We start from the raw sequence: 22,471 nt of genomic DNA, 5'->3' as shown, positions 1-22,471 counted from the left end.
CGTGGGGAGCGGACCATCTTCCGCCACTATCCGACCCGCTCGGACCTGCTCCTGGGAGCCGTGGCGTGGGCCGACCATGTGGTGTTCGCGCGGCCCAGCTTCGACTCCGTATTCGACCTTCCGCTGGCGCTGCGCCAGACGATGGCCGCCTACAGCCAGAGGCCCGAGCTTGCCTTCCTCGTTGCTGAGACGACCATGCGCGGGGCCGCTGCAGCGAATCCGGCTCCCTCCCGCGTCCACGTGGAGCAGCTTCTCGACGCGGAGATCCCTGACCTCGGCGCTGAGGAGCGCGAACGGGTTGCCGCAGCCCTGTGCCACCTGGACTCTGCTGGGGCGTGGGCCGCGCTGCGCCGCGAATTCGGCATGGCGGCCATCGACGTCGCCGATGCTGCTGCCTGGACGGCCGAAGCTGTGCTGAACCCCTGCGCTCCCGGGCGGTGAGCGGATGAGCGGGCGCGCCCACCACCGTCACCACCACGGGCAGACGGAGGAGCTCGTCGAGACCGCCCTGCAGACGCTCCGGGAGCACGGCGAGCGCGCCACCTCCGCCCGGCAGGCGGTGCTCCAGACACTGGCGACGCATCACCGGCACCTGTCCGCGGACGAGGTCGCCGAGGAGCTGAGCAGTCATAGCATCCACCGCACCACTGTCTACCGAGCGTTGGAGCGGTTCGCCGAGCTCGGGATCGTGGCTGTGCGACAGGTGGCCGGGAAGCCGCATCCTTCCACTTGGCGACCTCCACCCATGTGCACGGCCACTGCCGCAGCTGCCAGGCCGTGGTGGCGCTGCCCCGGAGAGCTTCGCCGCGGCCGCAGAGGCGCTCGAGGCGGACGCGGGGTTCCAGCTGGATCTGCACCAGTCCACCATCACGGGCCTCTGCGCGCACTGCCGCTGAGCTGGACCGCCTCTCGCTCTGTCCCGTCTCCTACCCCGTCCGGTGATCGCCCAAACGGCTGTCGCCGCGCCCTGCCGTCCGCCCCGCGCCCTGCTGTTCGCTCCACCGCTCGCGCGCGGACCCCTTCCGTTCGCTGCTGGACTTTCGCAGCGAATCGCCTGCTGAACGGCCTGGATGCTGCGGCTTTCCAGCACCGAACGGGGCCATTAAGCCGCTGAGACTCGAATCCCCGCCGCTTGAACCAGCATGTGACCTGGGCGTAATAGGTCGCCGCTAGCCTGAGGAGCAGGAGGTTCACATGCCGCTCTACGAATTCCAGTGCGCTTACTGCGGGTCTTCGACGCGCAGCACCCCATGGCCGAGGTGCCCAAGGAACGAGCCTGCCCCCAGTGCGCCGAACCGGCGCGTCGCATCTTCTCCGCCGCCGGTCTCACCCGCCTGAGCGACCCCGGGCCAAGGCCATCGACCACGCCCGCAGATCCGCCTCTGAGCCGGAGGTCGTGCAAGGACCCGCTGGTCGGCGTCGTGCCTCGCCCGTCACCTCTGATCCGAGGCACCTCAAGCTGCCTCGCCCCTAGTTCCCGTCCGCCGTCCGCGCAGAACTGCAGAAACGAGAGGAATGTCATGCCTGAAGTGCTCTTTCCGCTGGACTCATCCAAGCCGTTCACCGAGCAGGAGAAGCTCGGCCACAACAGGTGGCACCCCGAGGTGCCTCCGGTGGCCACCGTGAAGCCAGGCGACAGCTTCCGCGCCGAAGTGCGCGAATGGTTCGACGGGGCCATTAAGAATGATGACTCCGCGGAGGACATTCGGGACGCTCCGCTGAACAGCGTCCACTGCTTGTCCGGCCCCTTCGCCGTGGAGGGTGCGCAGCCCGGGGACCTTCTAGTGGTGGACATCCTCGACATCGGTCCGATTCCCCAGGAGGAGGGCCCGTTGGCCGGTCAGGGGTGGGGTACACCGGCGTGTTCCCCCAGAACAACGGCGGCGGCTTCCTGACCGAGCACTTCCCCGACGCGTACAAAGCCGTGTGGGACTTCTCCGGGCAGACCGCGACCTCCCGCCACATCCCCGGCGTCAGCTACACCGGCATGACCCACCCCGGACTGATGGGCACGGCGCCCTCAGCGCAGCTGCTGGCCAAGTGGAACAAGCGTGAGGGCGACCTCATCGCCACCGACCCCCAGCGCGTCCCTCCGCTGGCCCTGCCGCCGGAGCCGGACCAGGCGATCCTCGGCGGCGTGCCCGCGGAGGAGTTCGGCCGCGTCGCAGGGGGAGGCCGCGCGCACCGCGCCACCGCGTGAGAACGGCGGAAACCAGGACATCAAGAATCTGACCAAAGGCTCGCGGGTGTTCTACCCGGTATTTGTGGAGGGCGGTCACCTCTCAGTGGGCGATCTGCACTTCTCCCAGGGCGACAGGGAGATCACGTTCTGCGGTGCCATCGAGATGGGCGGCTTCATCGATCTGCACGTCGACATCATCAAGGGCGGCATGGAGACCTACGGGGTCTCGGAGAACGCGATCTTCATGCCGGGGCGCACCGACCCGCAGTACTCAGAGTGGCTCGCCTTCTCAGGCACCTCCGTGACGCTTGAGGGGAGCAGAAGTACTTGGATTCGCAGCTCGCCTACCAGCGCGCGATCCTCCACGCCATCGACTACCTGACCACCTTCGGCTACACGCGCGAGCAGGCGTACCTGCTTCTCGGAGCGGCGCCCATCGAGGGGCGGTTCTCCGGAGTGGTCGACATCCCGAACTCCTGCGCGACCGTGTACATCCCCACCGAGATCTTCGATCTGGACCTGCGGCCCTCCGCGGACGGGTAAGCCCAAGTCACGCAGGGCGTGCCGGTGCCGAGGGCGGCCAATCCCTCGCTCTGACACCGCCCTCCGTCGGTAAGCCCCGCGCTGAGCGCCGTACACTGCTTCGGCCCCACGCGTGCGCCCCTTCGGCCGCCCACGTCGTTAGGTGCTGGACTTTCGCAGCGGTTGACCGGCTGAGAGGCTCAATCGCTGCAGCTTTCCAGCACCGAACGGCGGCGGTCAGTCTTCGGGGTCCTCTGCACCAACAGGGATCACGATGGTCTCCATGGAGAAGCCCTCGTCATCGATGAGCTCCAGGTAATGCTCGCCCCCGAGTTCGCCGCCTGGGATCGACTCGACGTAGTAGCTCATGGAGTCGGGGGCCAGGGTGGGAGTGCCCTGGGTCATTTCTGATTGGCTCTGCCGTCCCGAGGGATTCCTGTAACTGCCCCAGGGCATCATCATTCCGGAACTGCCGCTGCGCAGCTCGTAGCCGATCAGGAGATGCGTACCAGCACCATTTTCGTACGCAGATATGAACGTCACTTCGCTCCCTGCGGGCCCGTCAAAGGTGCTTTCACCATCGGCCACCAGGCGCTCCTCCAGTGGGCGGTCTTCGATGTAAAGACTCTCGATCAGCCCCTCGTCACCGCTGAAGTCGGTGAACGTCAGACACTCCTCCGAAGTGGAGTAGGACTCACACAGTTCGAAGCTCTCGTCGTCGTGGTCCAGCTGGGACTGCGGTTCTGGGCCGAGTCCGGCGTCGCGCGAGGACTCGCCTAAGTGGCGCAGATAGATCAGATAACCCTCCGCGGGGCTGCCAAGTGCTGTGAGGCTCTCAGCGTCCTCAAGTTCGGAGGGTGAGTTGCTTACCACTGCTTCCATATACGCTTCGACGTCCTCGTCCGAGGGAGACCCTGTTCATGGGTCGCTTCCGGGGTCCGTGCCGCAGTGGAGGCCCCACTCATCTCATCTTCACTGCTGGCCTGGCCCTGAGGTTCGCGAGTCTCCTGGTCAGATATGGCGGTCTCCGGGTCGGAAGCACAGGCAACGAACCCGAGCGTTCCAATCAGCGTCACAGGAATAAGGGGTCGGAAATGTCTTTGCATGCGTCTTTCAAACTGTGAGTGATGTGAGCATCGCATCCCTCATGGTGGATGCTCCGAACGGCACTAGCCTATGGCTAATACACTCGGGCACATGGCATTCCGGGCAGGGGATGGGATTTTCACTGTGGTGCTGCTTCAGGCCCGGCGGAAGAGGAGCTGGGTGGTGGCGTCCTCGGCGGCGACTCGCTCGATGCTCACGTCGTAGACGGGCTCGAGGGTGGACTGGTTCAGGACGTCATCGGGGCGGCCTTCGGCGTGGACACGGCCGTTGGAGAGGAGCACCACCCTGTCGCAGTAGCGGGCGGCGAGGTTGAGGTCGTGCAGGACAACCACGGCGGTGATGCCGAGCTCTTTGACCAGGTGGAGGACCTGGTGCTGGTAGCTGATGTCGAGGTGGTTGGTGGGCTCGTCGAGCAGCAGGCACTCGGCCTGTTGAGCCAGGGCCCTGGCGATCAGCACCCGCTGCTTCTCCCCACCCGAGAGGCCGCTGAACTCCCGGTTCGCCAGGCGCCGCAGCCCGACCCGGTCCAGAGCCTCCTCAGCGACACGCTCATCCTCGAGGCCCTGGCGGCTGAACATGCCGAGGTGCGGGGTTCGGCCCAGCAGCACCATGTCAGCCACGGAGAGCATGAGCTCGCTGGGCGGCTCCTGCACTACGACGGCGACCCGCTGGGCGAGCCTCTTCGGCGGGATGCGCCTGACCTCTGCACCGTCGAACTCGACGCTGCCAGCATCGGGTCGCAGGGCTCCGTAGAGAGTGCGCAGCAGGGTGGTCTTGCCGCTGCCGTTGGGTCCGATCAGGCCCACCACCTCGCCTGGTTCGGCCCGCATGGACACGTCGTGGAGGACGGTCTTCTCCCCGTAGGAGTGGGTGATGCTGGAAATTTCCAGCATCATTCCGTCCCGCTTCCCTGGAAGCGTTCGGAGATGATCTCCAGCCCGTCGACGGAGAGGGGAGTGGCGGGTTCGGTGAAGTTGAACAGCTGGGTGTGGATCTGCTCCTCCTGCACGGCTGTCATCGTCTCCGCGCCGGGCAGCTCCACGATGGTCTCCTCGACCCCGTCGACATCACCCTGGTAGAGGAGGATGAGCACGTCAGGATCCCGGTCGACGAGCTCCTCGATCTGGACTTCGAAGACGCGTTCGTCCGTGTCGCTGAAGACGTTCTCGAACCCGGCGGCCTCCAGCTGCGGCTGGGCCATCGACCGGCTGCCGTAGGCGTAGGAGCTGCCGCCGCCCACTGTGGGGTACAGCACGGCGGCGGTCCGGTCCTCATATTCGGCGCGCTCGGCGACGTCCTCCACACGGGCGTCCAGCTCGGCGATGAGCTCATGCGGCCTCCTGCTCTGCGCCGAAGATCTCCCGTAGGTCTCGATCTCGGCATAGAGCGTCTCGTAGGAGGCGTCCACGGTCGGCTCGGGGCAGTAGAGCTCCTGGATGAGCATGCTGATCCCCGCGGGCGCGAGGCCCTCACGGCTCACGCCGTCGGGCTGGCCCAGGGCGAGGTCCGGGTCGTGTGCGACGACCTCCTCCTGGGAGATCATCAGGTGGCCGGAGGCATCCAGTTCCTCCGAAAGGGACTCGATGCTCTGGATCCGGCTGTAGAGCTCCTCGTCGTAGTACTCCTCAGGGAACGCGCCGGCGCGGGCCACCGCACGGTCCATGAGGCCGAGCCCGTCGAGGATGGTGACCGGTGCGGTCTCCAGGAGAATGATCCGTTCAGGCTCGGCGTCGAAGGTCACCGATTGGCCGCAGTTCTCGATGGTGCGCGGGTAGTCCTGGCCGGTGTCCTCGTGCGCTCCGGCTGCGTCGTCCGCGGCTGCGTCGTCCGCGCCGCCGCAGGACGTCATGGTGAGCACCGCGATCCCTGCGACGGCGAGTGCTGTGCTGGTGCGGCGCGTGCGGGATTGGGTCATGGTGGGCTCTCAGGCAAAGGGGTGGGAGGTCATGGCATGCGCGCATTCATGCGGCGGATCAGAATCAGAAGGAAGGGGCGCCCACCAGGGCGGTGATGATGCCGATGGGCAGTTCGCGCGGCTGCATGAGGACTCGGGCGCCTGCGTCGGCCCAGATCAGCAGGATGGCCCCGATCAGGGCGACGACAGGGATCAGCCGACCGTGTGCGGCTCCCACGAGGCGGCGGCCGAGATGGGGACCACCAGGCCGACGAAGCCGATGGCGTAAGCGGCGGCGACCACCGCCCCGGTGCAGAGCGAGACCACGGTCAGCAGCTGGATGCGGGTGGCCATCGGCGGCACACCGAGGGCACGTGCGGTGTCGTCGCCGATGGAGAGGGCGTCGAGGCGGCGGGCCCAGAGAACCAGGAATGCGGTGCTGGCCAGAGCGATGGCCAGCACCAGCATGAGGAAAGCATCCCAGCGTGCCAGGGCAAGTGATCCCAGCAGCCAGAACATCACCGACCGGGATCCTTCGGCGTTGTCTGAGGCGAAGATGAGGAAGCTGGTGGTCGCTGAGAGCGCGTAGCCCACAGCAATGCCTGCCAGCAGCAGCCGGATGGAGGTGACGTGCCCGTTGGCGCGGGCGAGGAAGAACACCAGCAGGGAGGCTCCCAGTGCGCCGAGGAAGGCGCTGACCGGCAGGGCGTACTGCCCCGCTCCGGCGGCGAAGCCGAAGAGGATCGATGCCGCCGCTCCGGTGGAGGCGCCCCGAGATTCCGAGAATGTAGGGGTCCGCGAGGATGTTGCGGACCATGCCCTGCAGGGCGGCACCGCATACGGCCAGGCCCGCGCCGACTGCTAGGCCCATCAGGACCCGGGGTGCGCATCTCCCAGACGATGGACTGCTCGGCATCGGTCCATGTCTGCTCGATGGGCAGGCCGATGCCGTGCCCGATGATGGCCAGCACGGTGGTGGGGGCGACGGGAACGGGCCCAATGCCGACGCAGAGAGCAATGGTCACCAGGAGCAGGAGCATCAGTCCGCCGGTCCACAGGGCGGCCCGTCGGCGCGTGCCCCGTCCGAGGCCGCCAGCTGTGGAGGCCTCCGGGCCTGAGGTGTTCGCCTTCTGCAACATCGTTGCAGCTAGCCTAGAGGGTGAGAGATGACGACGCGGCCTCGGGCTTCTTGGCGCGGATGCGGTACTGCATCTGGACGTCGTGACCGGGAGCGACGCCGTGCGCTCTGTCGGCCTCCATGACGGCGGGCAGCTCATCGACAGTGACATCGACGAACCCGGCCGCCCGGATGCGGCTGGCGAACGCGTCGATGGAATCCGCCTCAGCCAGCGGCAGGTCTTGCTCCTGGCCCCGGTAGGTCTCCCGAAAGTCGCGTGCACGTTCGCTGCTGGCTTCTCCCTGGCAGGCCAATCCTTGCGGGAACCAGAGCGAGTCCACAGCGACGAGGACGCCCCGGGCCTGAGGATGCGCAGCCATTCGGCGAGGGCCTGCTCCGGCCCGCGCAGGGTCCAGAGCACGTACCGGGCGGTGAGTGCGTCGAAGGTCTCGTCGTCGAACTCCGGCGTGGAGGCATCGCCCCGTCCGAACATCGGGTTGGAGGAGTAGCCGGAGCGTCGCCGGGCCTCAGCCAGCATGCCCTCCGCAAGGTCGATGCCCGTGACCTGATGCCCCATGCCCGCCAGAAGAAATGCGACCGCTCCCGAGCCGGTTCCGAGATCGAGGACCTGCGCAGGCGGCTGGGGCAGAGCGGCGTTCCATACGTCCTCCCAGACAGAGGTGCCTCCGTCCGTCTCACGGCGGGCGGCCTGGTGGGCTTCGTAGTCCCTCGCCCACCGCGACCAGTAGTCGTTGATGCGACGCTGCTCCGCCGTGTGCGACGCCATCTGGTGTCCCTTCTCCGCGGCTGTGAGTCTCACGTCGTGGGCGAGCTCGGATGCGTTCTTCATCGGGGTGCCCTCCTGGTCCGCACGGGTGAGGCGCTTGGGACCGTCACTCAAGGTTCTGCAACATTGTTGCAAGAAGACTAGAGATCCTGGGTTACGCCGCTGTTTCAGTGACGAAACGTTTCGTCACTCCGTTTCAGCTTATAGTTGGCCTATGTCCGCCTCCCGTCAGCCTCGCCGCGTCCGGCTGAAGGACGTAGCTGAGAAGGCGGGCGTCTCGGTGGGCACCGCCTCGGATGCCCTCTCCGGCCGCGGGAGAATCACGGGGAGACGCGGCAGAAGGTCGCCGACGTCGCAGCGGAGCTGGGCTACGTCGCCAATGCGCTCGCCTCCGGACTGCGCACGGGGCGCACGCGCACCATCGGGCTGCACCGCCAATCCCCGACGGAGCAGCTCGACAAGCCATATTTTCGGCAGTTTCTTGCCGGGGTGCTCGAAGTGGGGCAGCGTCACGACTATGATGTCTCCATACTGTCCGCCAACGCCGACATGCCCCGCAGCACTGCAGCGCGCGTGGACGGGGTCATCGTGGTGGACCCCCTCAGCGACGATCTGCGCGCCCGTGAGCTGATGCTCTCTGCTCTGCCCGTCGTTGCAGGCGAGCATCTGCCTCCAGGCCTGCCCGAGTGCGAAGTCGTCGCCGTCGACCATCGCAGGGCGCTGAGTGAGCTCTTGGCCCCCGAGGCCGCGCGCGGCGTCACGCGGCCGCTGCTGGTGGCGCCCGACGAGCATTCCGGGTGGGGCAACCTGCTCCGCGATGTCTTCGATGCCTGGGCTGCGGACCTCGGCGCTGCACCGGCTCACGGGTATGTGCGGTTCGGCGGCTGGGACGACAAAGAGGGGTTCCGGGAGGTGCTTCAGCCGATGCTGCAGGCTGATGAGGAGGCCGACTTTGTGCTGGTCTCAAGTCCCTACGGGGTGTTGGCTGGCCTGGAGTTCCTGGCGGAGCATTCGCCCACGCGAGCCGTCCGCTTCGCCAGTGCGGGACCCGACGTCGGCGGGCTGCTCGACCACGTTCCCGAGGTGGGGTTCGTGGATCTTCCTGCCCGGGCTCTGGGAGCGGCCTGCGCCGAACGGCTCATCGAACTCTTGGAGGCTGGTAGGCTCAGCCCGGGTCTCCGGCACCACGCTCATCCAAGCGCCTGTGCATCTCCCGCAGTAAACACTGCGTTAAATCCTGGCCAGGGGTTGCCCACCCCATTGACGAATCGTTTCGGCATGCGCAGTCTGGAGCCATCATCATTCGTCACGCTCCAGGAGGTGCGCTGTGGGAAAGGTCCCTGCCCATGAGGTCCAGCACACCCGGCTGAGAGACCTGTCCGCTGCCTACTGGTGGCTGTGGTTCGCCGAGCTCGTCATTTGGATAGGACGGTTCGTCGTCCCGTTCATGACGCTCTTTCTGACGCGTGATGTGGGTCTGTCCGCTTCTGCCGCCGGGCTGGTGGTGTCCGGCTATGGGCTGGGGTGGTGGTCTCTGCGATGGTGGGCGGGATTCTCGCCGATCGGCTGGGCCGCAAACGCACCCTGCTCGGCAGCCTGGTCCTCTCAGCGGCCACCGTGATGCTGATCCCCTTCGCGCAGGAAGCCCTTCTGATCTGCATCCTCCTGTTCGTCTACGGGCTGTTCAACGGGGCGGCCCAGCCGGTGATGGTGACGATGGTGGGCGACATGGTGGAGCCCAGGCACCGCCGCACCGCCTACAACTACACCTTCTGGGCGGTGAACCTCGGGTACGCCATCGGTCCGCTGATCGCAGGATTCATGGCCGACCGCACCTTCGTGCTCGTCTTCTTCGGCCAGGCGGCGCTGCTGCTGACCGCCACCGCCATTGTCGCGGCCAAGGTGCCGGAGTCGCACAGCGCGGGACGGGCGCGGCGGAGCCCCCGCCGCCGCATGCTCCAGCGGCGACCATGCGGCGTCCAACACTGCAGAATCGATTCAGTCCTCCCCGCCCGTTCCCCAGCCGGGCAGGGGAGCATCGTCAGAGTCCTCACGGATGGGGTCTTCATGACGTTCGCCTGTGTCATGCTGCTGTACTCCATCGTCTACGTGCAGTCGATGACCACTCTTCCGCTGGTGATGGCCGACCAAGGCTTTTCCCCGGTGTCCTACGGGTATCTGCTCACGCTCAACGGCCTCCTGCTCTGCCTCCTCCAGATCCCCACGGCCAAGTGGCTGAACCGGTTCAGCCGTGACGCCGTCATTGTGGTGGCAATTCTTGTCACCGGTCTGGGGTCGGCTCTCAGGCAGCGGCTGCCACATTCCTCTACTACTGTGCGGCGGTGGCGGTATGGACCCTGGGAGAGATGGGATCCCACCCCCAGGCCCAGTCGGTTGCGGCCGACCTCGCGGACCACACGCAGCACGGCAGGTATCAGGGCGTGTACTCGCTGAATCATTCGATAGCGATGGTCGTCGGCCCCATTCTCGGCAGGGCGGTGCTGGATGGGTTTGGGCACGAGGCCCTCTGGCTCGGCAGCAAGCGGGTCTGCGTGCTTGCAGCGGTCCTGCTGGCGGTGACAGGACCGGCGAGACGACGCCGTCTGGGCCAACGCTATGAAGAGGACAGGTTACGAAGATATGACGCTGAAGCTGCCCTGTAAAAGACGTGTAAACATCCTGTGAAAGCCATTGACGAAACGTTTCGCCAACCACAGTCTTAATGTCCAACAGCACTCCGGCGCCTGTCCGGAGCACCGCAGATATGGAGGCCCCGCCCGTGGGACACGATCACAGCCACGACCACAACCATGATGTTTGGCCTGAAGGGTTCTGGGAGCAGCCCCGTCGGCTGGGAGGGACTCGAAGGACATGGCGCGGTGGACAGCTACAACGTGGACCGCAAGCCCGGCCTTCTCCACGTCAACCGTCAGCGCGAGGAGGCTTCGCCGGCATCCAGACCTTCGCCAAGCTGCCCGTGGCACTCACCCCCGAGGACCTGAAGGCCGCGGAGATCGACGTCGCGGTCTGCGGTGTGCCCTGGGACTCCACTGCAGGCGGTCGCAGCGGCACGAACCACGGCCCGATGGTTATCCGCTCCTGCGACTACAAGGGCGGCTACGGGCCGCGCCCGCACTTCTCCCTGGACACCCATGTGGATGCCTTCGCTGAGCTGAACATGTGCGACTACGGGGATTCGCCGATCATGCTGGGCAACACCCCGGGCACGTTCGAGGAGATCAGAAAGTTCGTCGGCACCATCGTCGACTCCGGTGCGATCCCCATCATCATGGGCGGCGACCACGCCATCACCTGGCCTGCCGCCACAGCGGTGGCGGACCACTACGGGTACGGCAAGGTCGGCATCGTCCATTTCGACGCCCATGCAGACACCGGCACGGACATGCCGGGCTCACTGGCCTCCCACGGCACCCCGATGCGCAAGCTCATCGAGTCGGGCGCGGTCCCCGGCAAGAACTTCGTGCAGGTGGGGCTGCGCGGCTACTGGCCGGACCAGGAGACGCTCGACTGGATGGACGAGCAGGAGATGCGGACGCACTTCATGGCGGAGATCAACCATCGCGGCTTCTACGAGGTGCTCGAGCGGGCCGTGGACGAAGCTCTCGACCAGGCGGACTACCTGTACCTGTCCCTGGACATCGACGTCGCTGACCCGGCCTTCGCCCCGGGCACCGGGACCCCAGAGCCCGGGGCTGACCAGCGTCGATGTGCTCACCGCAGTGCGGCGCCTCTGCGCGGAGGTCGGCGTGGTCGGCGTGGACGTGGTGGAGGTCTCCCCGCCCTATGACGACAAGGGTGAGATCACCGCGCTGCTGGCCAACCGGGCCATCCGTGAGGCGATGACCGGCATCGCGATGCGCCGACAGGGACTCACGGAGCCCAACTTCGTGCACCCGTATGCGCTCGGAGAAGGACTGGACAGCCAGGGAAGGAGAGGAACCGCACCTTCCGCGCCCGATGACCGCACACCGACCCCTATTCATCATTCGCATCGCACCAGTGAAGGAAGACCATGAACAACGCACGTTTCCAGCCTGAGGAAGACACACTCCTGCGACGACGATGCCTGCCCGGCACGCTGAAGGCAGCCGGTGTTCTCTCCATTGCTGCACTGACCCTCTCAGCATGCGGGAATGGGGGCGAGGCCGAAGCTGACCCGGACACCGCCGGGGGCGACACCGCCCAGGCTGCGCAGGAGCCGCCCGAGGACAGGGTGCTGAGACTGGGCGTCCTTGACGACATCGGTCAGCCGCCGGACCCGGACATCTACTACTCCGGCAACGGCCTCGCGCTCACCACGAATCTCTACGAGGGCCTTGTCCGCTACGAGCCCGGCAATCACGACGAGGCCACCGTGATTCCGCTGCTGGCCGAGGAGTGGGAGATCAACGACGAGTTCACCGAATTCACCTTCCAGCTGCGTGAGGGTGACATTCCACGACGGCGCCGCGTTCAACGCGGAGGCTGTCGAAGCGTCCTTCCAGCGGCGCCTCGATGTTGATCTTAAGCCCTGCCTACATGGCTGCGGGCGTGGATGTGCAGGCTGAGGACGAGTACACGGTCACGATGGTGCTGGAGGAGCCGAACTCCGCGTTCCTCGACTACCTGGCGTCGCCGTACGGGCCGCGGATGATCAGCCCCGAGGTGATCGAGGAGCACGACGAGGACAACGCTGAGGGCTACATCGCGGAGAATTCTGCGGGCACCGGGCCATACACCTTGGCTGAGGCCTCCGTCGGCGACGGCTACACCCTGGAGGCCTTCGAGGACTACTGGGACGAGGACCTGGCTGACCCGGAGTTCCACACCATCGACCTGCCCGTCTACACCGAGATCTCGGCGATGCAGTTGGAGCTGGAGCAGGGTGATCTGCATGCCCTGCTGCAGGGAGTCCCGTCCTCGTCGCGCGGTGACTACACGGACGACGAGGCGCTGTCGGCGTTCGCTCTTCCCTCCTACCAGCTCTCCAACTTCCTGATGAACCCGAATCAGGAGATCCTCTCCGATCCGGAGGCACGCGTGGCCCTCTTCGAAGGGATCGACTGGAACCAGTACACCGAGGACATCCTCGGTGACAGTGCCGTGCCAGCAACGGGCGACTTCCGCAGGGCGCCCTCCCTGATTACGAGGACCGGGAGCTCACGCACAGCCCCGAGGCCCTGGCTGAGTGGGCCGCGGAGAACGAGGGGAGGAGATCGTCATCGGGCACAGCTCCGCCTCCACCGACTCCGAGCAGATGGCGAACCTGGTCGCCGCAGAGCTGCAGGGTATGGGCCTGAATGCCACGGTCACCTCTCACCAGTCCTCCGAGATCTTCGGGGACTTCTACGAGGACGCGACCGCGTCCCCGACGCGTTCGTCTACTCCGGCACCTGGCCCGACTCGAACAACCCTTATATGCACGGCCACGTCTTCTGGGGCGAGTCCGGCGGCCTGAACCACCTGCAGTGCTCCAATGAGGAGATCGACGAGCTGCTCGACGAGGCCCTGGTCACCGATGACGCCGAGATCTTCAACGAGGCGGGTGAGGCGGCCTACGAATACGGCTGTGCACCGACCTTCGCCTGGGTCAGCGACTTCATGGTGTTCCAGCCCTGGATCTCAGGCGTCGAAGAGGCTCACAGCATCGCGGCACCGGCGACGGTGGACTTCGCCCGACTGTCCATCGACGAGTAGTCCGGATTCCCAGTGGCCACCGCACCGAGCCTCTCGGAGGCCGCGTCGACCAGCAGTCGTCTGAGAGACCTCCCCGGTCCCTTCTGGTGGCTCTGGCTCGTCCGACTGATCATCATGGTGGGGCACTTCGTGGTCCCCTTCATGACCATCTTCCTGACGTCCGAGGTTGGGCTGACGGCGGGATCGGCGGGCCTGGTCGTCGCGGCCTTCGGGGTCGGTGTGGTGGTCTCAGGGCTGGTCGGCGGCGTCTTGGCCGACCGCATCGGCCGCAAGATCACCCTGGTCGGCAGCCAGCTGCTCTCCGTCGTCGTGCTGCTGTTCATTCCGGCGGCGGAGGGCCCTCTGCTGATCTCCGGGCTGCTGGCGCTCTACGGGCTGTTCAACGGCTGCTCCTACCCGGTGATCGCCACCATGATCGGTGACCTCGTGGAGCCCGCGCACCGACGCTTGGCCTTCAACTACAACTACTGGGCGGTGAACCTCGGCTACGCGATCGGTCCGCTGCTCGCGGGATTCATGGCAGACAGTCGCATCGAGCTCATCTTCTACGGGCAGGCGGCCATGCTGACTGCCTCAATGGCTGTGCTGGTGGCCAAAGTGCCCGACTCCAACGCTGCGGGAGCCGTGGCGGGAAAGCGCCGGCGCCGCCGCGGGCAGGAGCCGGACGCCTCGATGCGCGTAAGCATCCAGAACAGCCCGCCGGTGGAGAAGGGCGGGCTGCGCCAGGTGCTCAGGGACAGAACGTTCATCACATTCGGCCTGGTGATGCTCATCTACTCGATCGTCTACGTGCAGTCGACCACCACCCTTCCGCTGGTGATGGCCGAGCAGGGGTTCCCCTCCTCGGCCTACGGGCTGCTGCTGACCCTCAATGGGGTGCTGCTGTGCATCCTGCAGATCCCCACTGCTCGGCTCTTCGGGCGACTTCCGCGAAATGTGTGCGTGGCGCTGTTCATTCTGGTGACGGCTCTGGGGTGGGGCTCCAGGCCGCGGCGACCACCTTGGTCGTCTACTTCATAGCAGTGACGATTTGGACGCTGGGGAGATGGGCTCGCACCCGCAGGCCCAGTCCTGGCCGCAGACCTCGCAGAGCCCGCTCGACGGGGCCGCTACCAGGGATCTTCTCCATGCATAAGTCCTTGGCGATGGTGATCGGGCCCGTGCTCGGCGGATTCGTGCTCGAAACGTTCGGCGCCTCAGTGCTCTGGCTCGGAGCGGCCGGTTTCTGCGCCATCGCTGCTTAAGCCTGCTGATGCTCACGTCCCGGTCAGGCAGCAGCGAGTCGAGGAGATCGTCGCTGCGGACATCTCCCAACGAGAGGCCGCCAAGCAGCGTGCCTGGGAACACCATTCTGTCCGAACGACGAAGGAAGAGACGCGATGACAGCCTTGAAGGAGAAGTAAGCCCCGCTCCGACGCAGAGAGCCGCAGAGCCGGTCGCCAGCCTGAAGAATCTGCACATCAGCCTCGAGCGCAATGGGGTCCGCTCTGATGTGCTGAAAGGCATCGATCTGGAGATCGGCAGAGGTGAAATCGTCGGCATCGTCGGAGAATCCGGCTCCGGAAAATCCGTGATGACCATGTCGATGATGAAGCTGCTGCCGGAATCGTCCCGTCCGCACATCGACGGCGAGATACGAGCTGCTGGGCACGACATGAGCGCCATCAGCCCAAAGGCGCTGCGGGAGCTGAGACGGCACCGGATCGGCGTCGTATTCCAGGATCCTATGAGTTCACTGAACCCCACCATGCACGTGGGCAGCCAGATCACGGAGAAGTCAGGTTCGGCCGAGGAGTCCATCCGCCTGATGGAGGCGGTCGGCATCCCTGAGCCCCGCCGAAGGTACAGGTCCTATCCCCACGAGCTCTCCGGCGGACAGCGTCAGCGGGCGATGATCGCGATGGCTGTGGCAGGCGACCCGGAGCTGATCATCGCCGATGAGCCCACCACTGCGCTGGACGTCACGGTGCAGGCGCAGGTCCTTGCGCTGCTGAAGCAGACGCAGCAGCGGCTGGGGTGCAGCGTCGTCATGGTGACCCACGACCTTGGGGTCGCCGGCCAGATCGCGGACCGGATCGTGGTGATGAACGCGGGCGAGATCGTGGAGCAGGGACCCAGCCACCAGATCCTCTCGGCCCCGAAGGCCGACTATACGAAACGACTGCTCGCGGCCAGGCTCTCCCTCGACGTGCCGGGCCCGCCTCCTGCCCCGGGCGTGACCTCGAAGGGGAGCCGCTGATCGCCGCCCATGACATCGAGTGCACCTTCGCGGTCAGGGACGAGAAGGGCCGCCGCACCACCCTTCGTGCTCTGCGTGGGGTGACGCTCTACGTCCAGCCCGGCGAGTCGATCGCAGTGGTGGGGAGTCCGGCTCCGGAAAGTCCACCATTCTGCGAGCCGTGGGCGGCCTGCAGAAGAAGATCGCCTCCGGCACGATCACCGGGCCCACCAGCCCCGATGTGCAGATGGTCTTCCAGGACGCCGGATCCTCTCTGACTCCCTGGATGACGGTCAGGAGATGCTGCTCGAGCGCTTCCCCGCAGCGTGGGCGCGGACGAGAGGCGGGAGCGCATCGCTGACATGATCGGACACGTAGGTCTGCCGCTCTCCGTGCTGGACGCGAAGCCGGGGAGCTCTCAGGCGGTCAGCGGCAGCGAGTGGTTCTGGCCCGTGCCGCCATCGTCCCGCCCAAGGTGCTCCTCTGCGACGAGCCGACCTCCGCCCTGGATGTGTCGGTCGCCGCTGAGGTGCTCGAGCTGATCAATCAGCTGCGCATCGAGCTGAGCATCGCGGTCGTCTTCGTCACCCACGACCTCGCGGTCGCCCGCATGGTCAGCGACCGCATCGCTGTGGTGCACCACGGCCGTGTGGTCGAGCTCGGCCCAGCTGACAGCATCATCGATGATGCCCGGCACCCCTATACGCGCCAGCTGCTGGCCGCCGTGCCGGACCCGAGGCGCCCCAGGCGATGCGGTCGTCGCGCATCAGGGCGCCTAGCCCGCCCGAGGGCACACCTTCGACCGTCCGGCAGGATACGGAGAAGGTCCGCTTCCTGATGACCAGGAAGCTGACCTGATAGCGCTCAGCACCGCAGTGCCCCGTGCGCTCCGGCATTCCGTGGCCTGCTTCGTCCCCGAGGGAGCGGACGATGACCGCAGCGCCCCCTCTCTCCACGGCAGCGGGTGCCGCACCCGAGGGCCCGCCTCCCCGGAGCCCAGGTTCCGGATGCTGGGTCGGATGAGTCCGGTCGCGTGGTGGAGCAGCCGCGGGGCCGCAGCAGACTGGGCGTTCATCAGCCTGCTGGTGATCATGACCCTCGTGGCTGTCGCAGCTCCTTGGCTTGCACCTCACGACCCGGTCCAGCCGGTCGGCGCGCCGCGGCAGCCGTGGTTCAGCGACGGTCACCTTCTGGGAACGGACATGCTCGGCCGTGACCTCCTTTCGCGCACCCTGATGGGACTGCGCACCTCATGGCTGCTGGCGATGATCGTCACCGTCGTCGGGCTGATCATCGGAATGGTCGTCGGCCTGGTCGCCGGGATGCACGGCGGTTGGGTCGACACCGTGCTGATGCGGTTCACGGAGGTCTTCCTCGCCCTGCCGTCGATGATCGTCGCCGTAGCGGTCGCCGCGGCTCTGGGTCCCGGGCTGACCAACACGTTCATAGCCGTGACGATCGTCTGGTGGCCCTACTACGCGCGCATCATCCGCAGCGAGGTCCGCGCACTGGCTGTGCGTCCGCATGTTGAGGCCGCACGGATGGTAAGCGTCGGCTGGTTCCGCATCATGTGGCGGCATCTGCTGCCGGGCACGGTGCCTACGGCGATCGTGACCGCCAGCCTGGACATCGGAAACGTAGTGCTCGTGCTGGCCACCCTGTCCTTCCTGGGGCTGGGGCAGCCCGCTCCGGCCCCGGAGCTGGGCGCTGACACCTCGCGGGGCATGGCCGAAATCCTCAACGCCTGGTGGGTGCCGGTCATCCCGGGTGCCTGCGTGGCCCTGCTCAGCCTGATCTCCAACCTCGCGGCGACGGCGTCCGCAATCGTCTCGCGAACAGGAGCTGATCCGATGATCTCCGCACGGCTGCGCTTTCTGCTCATTCGCTTGGCCTCCTGATCGGTCTGCTCTGGGTGCTGGCCACGGTGATGTTCATTCTTCAGGAGATCTCGGGGCAGGACCCGGTGGCCGCGACCATCGGTGCGACCGCCTCCCCGGAGGCGATCGCCGCCGCCAGGGAGCGCTACGGACTCGATGACCCGCTTCTGGTCCGCTACGTCAGCTTCCTAGGAGGGCTCCTGGTGGGAGACCTGGGCATGTCCTTCCGCACCCGACGGCCGGTGATGGACGATCTGCTGGCCTACATGCCCGCGACCCTCGAACTGGTCCTCTTCGCCTTCGTGCTGGCGCTGATCCTGGGGGTGGCGTTCGCGGTCTCCTCGATGCTTCGCTGGCCCGGCGCCTCACTCTTCCGGGGCTGCTCTTCGTCGGCTCGACCATTCCCACGTTCCTGGTCGGCATCCTCAGGCTCATCATCTTCTATCGCAACCTCGGGATCCTTCCCTCGAGGGGCGAGGCCCGAGTCCGGATGGTCCCAGCGGGTTCTACACGCTGGACGCCCTGCTCACCGGCCAGCTGGAACTTCTGTCTCAGGCGCTCCACCACATGGCTATGCCTGCGGTGGCGCTGGCACTGGCCCCGGCGCTCGCCGTAGGACGGGTTCTGCGCTCCTCGCTGATGGAGACCTACGGTCAGGACTACATCCGGACCGCTGACTCCAAGGGTCTGCGCGGGACCAGTGTGCTGTTCCGTCACGTGCTGAGGAACTCCGTCAATGCGGCCCTGTCGATGGGGCTCTGCAGCTGGGATTCATGCTCGGCGGGGTTCTGGTGGTCGAGGAGGTGTTCAGCTGGGGCGGCATGGGCTCCTACCTCGGCGCAAGCCTCAACGTGGCGGACTTCCTGCGGTGGTAAGCGTCACGCTGATCCTCGGCGCAGTGTACGTGGTGGCCAACACGGCAGCGGATGTTCTTCAGTCAGTGGCCGACCCGCGCATTGCAGTCAGCTGAGCCGCGGAGCATCGGCTCGTCCGGAGGCGGCGCGGCGGCTTCCCGCCTCTCTTCGGGGCCCTCCTAACGGTGGTAGGGCGTGCAGATCGCTAGGTGAGCCGAGAGGCTGGCCGCCGCCGCGCCTGCACCCGCTGCAGCGAAGCACGGTGCCGCGTCAGGTGCACCGCACAATATATACGGCGTCCCTCCGAACGGGCTGACGACGCGGGACGATGCCGCCTTGGTCCGCTCCGGGCTCAGTCCGGCAGCGTGTGCCCGTAGCGCTCGCCGCAGAAGCTCCGCAGCCGCAGAGCCAGTTCGTGCAGTGCCTCCGCTGCGTGGTGGTCCGTGCGCCACTGGACGCTGAGTCCGACGGTGAGTAAGCTGCCCCGGTGATGCAGCCGCAGCGGGCGAAGGTCGAAGTGTGCGTCGTCCGAGACCACTGCGACGCCCCGGCCCGCAGCCGCTAGTGCCTGCGCCACCCGGCCGTGCTTGGTCTCCACGCGGCCCAACGGCGCTGTCCCCTCCAGCTGCAGGGCCGCGTCCAGCAGCTCCCGCGCCCTGAACTCGCCGGACGGGGTGATGATGACCTCCTGGGCCAGGTCCGCCGTCTCGACGGCCTCACGCTCTGCCCACCGGTGATGAGCGGGGACGTAGGCCCACACGGGCAGGCGCGCCAGATCAAGCGTCTGGGCGGGCAGCCCCGTGGGAAGCGCTGATGCGGGGCGGGCGGTGACCACCAGGTCATGCTCGGAGAGTGATCGCTCCAGGTCGGGGTCGATGCTGATCTCGCTCACATCAGGCACGGGGTCCTGCTGGCGGAAAGTGGCCACAAAGGGTGCGACGATGTCGATCAGCGTGGTCCGCGGCGCCGCCAGCGACACGCTGGAGAGCTGCCCCTGAGCCAGCACCTGCGCCAGCTGCGAGGCCTCGGCCTGCTTGGCGAGCACAGCCCGTGCGGCGCCGAGGAACTCGCGCCCCTCCGAGGTGAGAATGTTGCGCGTGCCTGCCCGTGTGAACAGCTGAAGGCCCACATCCTGCTCCAGCTTCTTCATCTGCCGCGAGAGCGAGGGCTGGCTGATCCGCAGGACCGACGCGGCCTCAGAGACGGTGCCGTGCTCAGCGACGGCGGCGAAGTAGCGGAGCAGACGGAGTTCCATGCCTGAAGCGTATACTCAAACGCCCAATCAGGCATTGGACGGCATGAACAGCTCACCCTGATCATCGGAGTATGACGTCTGCCTCCACGCCCCTGCCCCAGTCCCGCTGCCTCGTCACCGACCTCCCCGGCCCCAAGGCCGCCGAGCTCCTCAGCCGCCAGAAGGCCGCCGTGCCCGCGGGCGTCGCGTCCCTGATGCAGACCTTTGCCGTGCGCGCAGAGGGCGGCATCGTCGAGGACGTCGACGGCAACCGGCTGATCGACCTCGGCTCGGGCATCGCGGTGACGTCCGTCGGCGCCTCTGCGCCCAGGGTCGTGGTAGGCGTGCAGGAGCAGGTCGAGCAGTTCACGCACACCTGCTTCATGGTCACTCCCTACGAGGGATACGTGGCCGTCGCCGAAAAGCTCGGAGAGCTCACGCCGGTGCCGGGACCCACGCGCACAGCGCTGTTCAACTCCGGGGCGGAGGCCGTGGAGAACGCGGTGAAGGTCGCCCGCGCCTTCACCGGCAAGCAGGCAGTGGCCGCCTTCGACCACGCCTATCACGGGCGGACCACGCTCACCATGGCTCTCACCTCGAAGTCGATGCCCTACAAGCACAGCTTCGGCCCCTTCGCCTCCGAGATCTACCGCGTTTCGGGCTCCTACCCCTACCGGGACGGACTCAGCGGAGATCAGGCCGCCGATCGCGCCATAGACCAGCTCGAGAAGCAGATCGGAGCATCCAGCCTCGCCGCCGTCATCATGGAGCCCATCCAGGGAGAGGGCGGCTTCATCGTGCCCGCCCCGAGCTTCCTTCAGCGCATCACCCAGTGGTGCCGCGACAACGACGTGGTCTTCATCGCCGATGAGATCCAGACGGGCTTCGCGCGCACCGGACAGTGGTTCGCCTCCGAGCACGAGGGCATCCAGCCCGACGTCATCACCACCGCCAAAGGAATCGCCGGCGGCATGCCGCTCTCGGCCGTCACCGGGCGCGCGGACATCATGGACGCCGCGCACCCCGGCGGCCTGGGCGGCACCTACGGCGGCAATCCTGTGGCCTGCGCGGCAGCACTGGGCGCCATCGAGACCATCGAGCAGGACGACCTGCTCCAGGAGGCCTCTCGCATCGAGGCCATCGCGATGGAGCACCTGCGCGCCGCCCAGAAGCAGGACGCCCGCATCGGTGAGATCCGCGGCCGCGGCGCCATGCTCGCCTTCGAAGTGGTCGACCCCGGCACCGGAGAGCCCGACGCGGCCCTGACGTCCGCCGTCGCCGCCGCAGCGCGCAGCGCGGGCGTCATCACCCTGACCTGCGGCACCTACGGCAACGTGATTCGCCTCCTTCCGCCCCTGACCATCAGCGACGAGCTGCTCCGCGAAGGGCTCAGCGTCATCACTGACGCGCTTGCCGCACACTGAGCCGCCCGAACCGCTTCGTTCCTACGACCAGAGAGAGACCGCACATGACGACGCTCACCGTCACCAACCCCGCCACCGGGGAGACCATCAGCACCGTCGCCGACACCGCGCCCCACGAGGCCGCGGCTCAGGTGGACGCGGCTCAGGCCGCCTTCGAGCAGTGGCGGACCTCCGCACCGCGTCACCGTGCGGAGGTGCTCATGGCCGCGTTCCACGGCATGCATGCGCAGGCGGAGCGGCTTCGGGACCTGATTGTTGCGGAGAACGGAAGTCGCGGGCCGACGCGACGGCGGAGGTCACCTATGCGGCAGAGTTCTTCCGCTGGTACGCCGAAGAGGCTGTCCGGACTCCCGGCCAGTACGCCGAAGCACCCGCCGGGAGTGCGCAACGTCGTGACCCGGCATCCGGTGGGGGTGGCCGTGCTCATCACCCCGTGGAACTTCCCCGCCGCGATGGCCACGAGGAAGATCGGTCCGGCGCTGGCCGCAGGCTGCTCCGTGCTGCTCAAGCTTAGCTGCCGAAACTCCGCTGACCGCCTTCGCCATCGCTGAGATCCTCCGCGAAGCCGGGCTCCCGAAGGTCTCGTGCAGGTGGCAGCGACCTCTGATGCGGCGGGGTCGTCTCCGCGTGGCTGGCCGATGACCGGGTCCGCAAGCTCTCCTTCACGGGCTCGACCGGGGTGGGCAGCGTGCTGCTGCGCCAGTGCGCCGAGCGTGTGATCAACACGTCCATGGAGCTGGGCGGCAACGCCCCTTCATCGTCACCGCCGACGCGGACATCGACGCTGCTGTGGCTGGTGCCATGGTGGCGAAGTTCCGCAACGGCGGTCAGGCCTGCACCGCGGCGAACCGCTTCTACGTCCACGAGGATGTGGCTGAGGAGTTCAGCGCGAAGTTCGGCGAACGCATCGCAGCTCTGCGGGTCGGCGACGCGGCGCAGGGTGCGGAGATCGGGCCGGTCATCAGTGAGAAGGCGGCGGACGGCATCCGCACCCTGGTGGAGGCAGCAGCGGCAGACGGTGCCCAGGTGCGCGCTCAGGCTGAGCTGCCGCCGTCAGTAAGCCCCACCTTTGTGGCGCCCCAGCTGCTCACCGGGGTCGCCGCAGACGCAGCCATCCTGGGGAGGAGATCTTCGGTCCTGTCGCTCCTCTGGTCACGTGGCGCGACGAGGATGAGGTCATCGCTGAGGCCAACCGCGCCGCCGTCGGACTGGCGTCCTACGTCTACGCGGGCGACCTGAAGCTGGCCATGCAGATCGGCGAACGCCTCGAGGCGGGGATGGTTGGGATCAACCGCGGCATCGTCTCGGACCCGAGTGCGCCGTTCGGCGGTGTGAAGCAGTCAGGCATCGGCCGCGAGGGAGGGCAGTTCGGCATCGAGGAGTTCACCGAGCCGCAGTACCTCAGCGTCGACTGGAGCTGACTGCAAGGATGCCTCAGAAGCATATGTAGGATAGCTCGGTCGCATTAGCGCTTGCGTCCTTCGTGGCCTCAGAATCTGTGGGACGCATCACTCGCAGGGAGAGGATCACACTGATGGCTACAGAGGCCGCAGCAGAG

Annotated in this window: 28 protein-coding genes and 2 pseudogenes; 23 read left to right on the top strand and 7 right to left on the bottom strand. The window is 66.9% G+C overall.

All coding sequences use genetic code 11. From position 1 onward, the window contains the following. Positions 1-60: 60 nt before the first annotated feature. From K0H76_RS15435 to K0H76_RS15420, 4 genes and pseudogenes are all read left to right on the top strand, one after another. Positions 61-441, top strand: coding sequence for a hypothetical protein (locus K0H76_RS15435; RefSeq protein ID WP_258933547.1), 381 nt, complete (start codon positions 61-63; stop codon positions 439-441). A gap of 4 nt (positions 442-445) precedes the next feature. Next, complete coding sequence (locus K0H76_RS15430; protein WP_258933546.1) at positions 446-1,114, top strand: transcriptional repressor; 669 nt, start codon at positions 446-448, stop codon at positions 1,112-1,114. 80 nt (positions 1,115-1,194) lie between these two features. Further along, positions 1,195-1,338, top strand: a complete 144-nt coding sequence (locus K0H76_RS15425; protein ID WP_258933545.1) for a hypothetical protein — start codon at positions 1,195-1,197, stop codon at positions 1,336-1,338. 182 nt (positions 1,339-1,520) lie between these two features. Continuing rightward, positions 1,521-2,725, top strand: a pseudogene (locus K0H76_RS15420) (acetamidase/formamidase family protein). Between the two features lie 216 nt (positions 2,726-2,941). On the opposite strand, the gene K0H76_RS15415 reads toward K0H76_RS15420, so the two are convergent. From K0H76_RS15415 to K0H76_RS15390, 6 genes and pseudogenes are all read right to left on the bottom strand, one after another. Further along, complete coding sequence (locus tag K0H76_RS15415; RefSeq protein ID WP_258933544.1) at positions 2,942-3,577, bottom strand: hypothetical protein; 636 nt, start codon at positions 3,575-3,577, stop codon at positions 2,942-2,944. A 368-nt stretch (positions 3,578-3,945) separates the two neighbouring features. Next, positions 3,946-4,707 carry an ABC transporter ATP-binding protein gene (locus K0H76_RS15410; protein WP_258933543.1) on the bottom strand — a complete coding sequence of 254 codons (762 nt, stop codon included), beginning with the start codon at positions 4,705-4,707 and terminating at the stop codon, positions 3,946-3,948. After that, entirely contained in the window at positions 4,704-5,726 is a 1,023-nt protein-coding gene (locus K0H76_RS15405) for an ABC transporter substrate-binding protein (RefSeq protein ID WP_258933542.1), read from the bottom strand. Before K0H76_RS15405 ends, K0H76_RS15410 begins: the two co-directional genes overlap by 4 nt. A 29-nt stretch (positions 5,727-5,755) precedes the next feature. Beyond that, a pseudogene (locus K0H76_RS15400) lies at positions 5,756-6,745 on the bottom strand (iron ABC transporter permease). Between the two features lie 112 nt (positions 6,746-6,857). After that, positions 6,858-7,202: a hypothetical protein gene (locus K0H76_RS15395; protein WP_258935504.1), complete on the bottom strand. Its 345-nt coding sequence runs from the start codon at positions 7,200-7,202 to the stop codon at positions 6,858-6,860. A 635-nt stretch (positions 7,203-7,837) separates the two neighbouring features. Beyond that, positions 7,838-8,122, bottom strand: a complete 285-nt coding sequence (locus K0H76_RS15390; RefSeq protein WP_258933541.1) for a hypothetical protein — start codon at positions 8,120-8,122, stop codon at positions 7,838-7,840. Between K0H76_RS15390 and K0H76_RS15385 the strand changes: the two genes are divergently transcribed. The 15 genes from K0H76_RS15385 to K0H76_RS15315 all read left to right on the top strand — a co-directional run bounded on the left by K0H76_RS15385 (position 8,108) and on the right by K0H76_RS15315 (position 18,078). Then, positions 8,108-8,959, top strand: coding sequence for a hypothetical protein (locus tag K0H76_RS15385; RefSeq protein WP_258933540.1), 852 nt, complete (start codon positions 8,108-8,110; stop codon positions 8,957-8,959). The two genes, K0H76_RS15390 and K0H76_RS15385, sit on opposite strands and share 15 nt — an antisense overlap. Next, positions 8,937-9,230: a hypothetical protein gene (locus K0H76_RS15380; protein ID WP_258933539.1), complete on the top strand. Its 294-nt coding sequence runs from the start codon at positions 8,937-8,939 to the stop codon at positions 9,228-9,230. The genes K0H76_RS15385 and K0H76_RS15380 overlap by 23 nt, the downstream gene beginning before the upstream one ends. After that, positions 9,149-10,063: an MFS transporter gene (locus tag K0H76_RS15375; RefSeq protein ID WP_258933538.1), complete on the top strand. Its 915-nt coding sequence runs from the start codon at positions 9,149-9,151 to the stop codon at positions 10,061-10,063. Before K0H76_RS15380 ends, K0H76_RS15375 begins: the two co-directional genes overlap by 82 nt. 356 nt (positions 10,064-10,419) lie before the next feature. Beyond that, a complete protein-coding gene (locus tag K0H76_RS15370) occupies positions 10,420-10,611 on the top strand; it encodes a hypothetical protein (RefSeq protein WP_258933537.1) in 192 nt (63 codons plus the stop codon). After that, a complete protein-coding gene (locus K0H76_RS15365) occupies positions 10,587-11,417 on the top strand; it encodes an agmatinase family protein (RefSeq protein WP_258933536.1) in 831 nt (276 codons plus the stop codon). Before K0H76_RS15370 ends, K0H76_RS15365 begins: the two co-directional genes overlap by 25 nt. After that, the gene (locus K0H76_RS15360; RefSeq protein WP_258933535.1) at positions 11,338-11,646 is read left to right on the top strand and encodes an arginase family protein; all 309 of its coding nucleotides are present in this window, start codon (positions 11,338-11,340) and stop codon (positions 11,644-11,646) included. Before K0H76_RS15365 ends, K0H76_RS15360 begins: the two co-directional genes overlap by 80 nt. Beyond that, positions 11,643-12,131, top strand: coding sequence for a hypothetical protein (locus tag K0H76_RS15355; protein WP_258933534.1), 489 nt, complete (start codon positions 11,643-11,645; stop codon positions 12,129-12,131). Before K0H76_RS15360 ends, K0H76_RS15355 begins: the two co-directional genes overlap by 4 nt. Before the next feature lie 17 nt (positions 12,132-12,148). Then, positions 12,149-13,306, top strand: a complete 1,158-nt coding sequence (locus K0H76_RS15350; protein ID WP_258933533.1) for an ABC transporter substrate-binding protein — start codon at positions 12,149-12,151, stop codon at positions 13,304-13,306. A 12-nt stretch (positions 13,307-13,318) separates the two neighbouring features. Continuing rightward, positions 13,319-14,326 (top strand): MFS transporter, encoded by a 1,008-nt coding sequence (locus K0H76_RS15345; protein WP_258933532.1) that lies wholly within the window; start codon positions 13,319-13,321, stop codon positions 14,324-14,326. A 2-nt stretch (positions 14,327-14,328) separates the two neighbouring features. After that, positions 14,329-14,550: a hypothetical protein gene (locus K0H76_RS15340; protein ID WP_258933531.1), complete on the top strand. Its 222-nt coding sequence runs from the start codon at positions 14,329-14,331 to the stop codon at positions 14,548-14,550. Positions 14,551-14,558: 8 nt separating this feature from the next. Further along, positions 14,559-15,545, top strand: coding sequence for an ABC transporter ATP-binding protein (locus K0H76_RS15335; protein WP_258933530.1), 987 nt, complete (start codon positions 14,559-14,561; stop codon positions 15,543-15,545). 160 nt (positions 15,546-15,705) lie between these two features. After that, on the top strand, positions 15,706-15,885 hold the full coding sequence (locus K0H76_RS15330; RefSeq protein WP_258933529.1) for a hypothetical protein: 180 nt from the start codon (positions 15,706-15,708) through the stop codon (positions 15,883-15,885). A gap of 78 nt (positions 15,886-15,963) precedes the next feature. After that, positions 15,964-16,362, top strand: coding sequence for an ABC transporter ATP-binding protein (locus K0H76_RS15325; RefSeq protein ID WP_258933528.1), 399 nt, complete (start codon positions 15,964-15,966; stop codon positions 16,360-16,362). 181 nt (positions 16,363-16,543) lie between these two features. Next, positions 16,544-17,422 (top strand): ABC transporter permease, encoded by an 879-nt coding sequence (locus tag K0H76_RS15320; RefSeq protein WP_258933527.1) that lies wholly within the window; start codon positions 16,544-16,546, stop codon positions 17,420-17,422. Between the two features lie 14 nt (positions 17,423-17,436). After that, the gene (locus tag K0H76_RS15315; RefSeq protein ID WP_258933526.1) at positions 17,437-18,078 is read left to right on the top strand and encodes a hypothetical protein; all 642 of its coding nucleotides are present in this window, start codon (positions 17,437-17,439) and stop codon (positions 18,076-18,078) included. A 529-nt stretch (positions 18,079-18,607) separates the two neighbouring features. Here K0H76_RS15315 and K0H76_RS15310 read toward each other — a convergent pair. Then, entirely contained in the window at positions 18,608-19,510 is a 903-nt protein-coding gene (locus tag K0H76_RS15310) for a LysR family transcriptional regulator (RefSeq protein ID WP_258933525.1), read from the bottom strand. A 71-nt stretch (positions 19,511-19,581) separates the two neighbouring features. On the opposite strand from K0H76_RS15310, the gene gabT reads away from it, so the two are divergent. The 4 genes from gabT (at position 19,582) to K0H76_RS15290 (ending at position 22,334) form a co-directional block, all read left to right on the top strand. Beyond that, entirely contained in the window at positions 19,582-20,913 is a 1,332-nt protein-coding gene (gene gabT, locus K0H76_RS15305; RefSeq protein ID WP_258933524.1) for a 4-aminobutyrate--2-oxoglutarate transaminase, read from the top strand. A 44-nt stretch (positions 20,914-20,957) separates the two neighbouring features. Then, positions 20,958-21,464 (top strand): aldehyde dehydrogenase family protein, encoded by a 507-nt coding sequence (locus tag K0H76_RS15300; protein ID WP_258933523.1) that lies wholly within the window; start codon positions 20,958-20,960, stop codon positions 21,462-21,464. A gap of 151 nt (positions 21,465-21,615) precedes the next feature. Continuing rightward, positions 21,616-22,152: an aldehyde dehydrogenase family protein gene (locus K0H76_RS15295; RefSeq protein WP_258933522.1), complete on the top strand. Its 537-nt coding sequence runs from the start codon at positions 21,616-21,618 to the stop codon at positions 22,150-22,152. Next, a complete protein-coding gene (locus K0H76_RS15290; RefSeq protein WP_258935437.1) occupies positions 22,092-22,334 on the top strand; it encodes an aldehyde dehydrogenase family protein in 243 nt (80 codons plus the stop codon). Before K0H76_RS15295 ends, K0H76_RS15290 begins: the two co-directional genes overlap by 61 nt. Positions 22,335-22,471: the final 137 nt, after the last annotated feature.

This window comes from Nesterenkonia pannonica (assembly GCF_019575955.1).
Classification (GTDB): domain Bacteria; phylum Actinomycetota; class Actinomycetes; order Actinomycetales; family Micrococcaceae; genus Nesterenkonia; species Nesterenkonia pannonica.
This window is presented reverse-complemented; position numbering and strand designations above follow the sequence as displayed.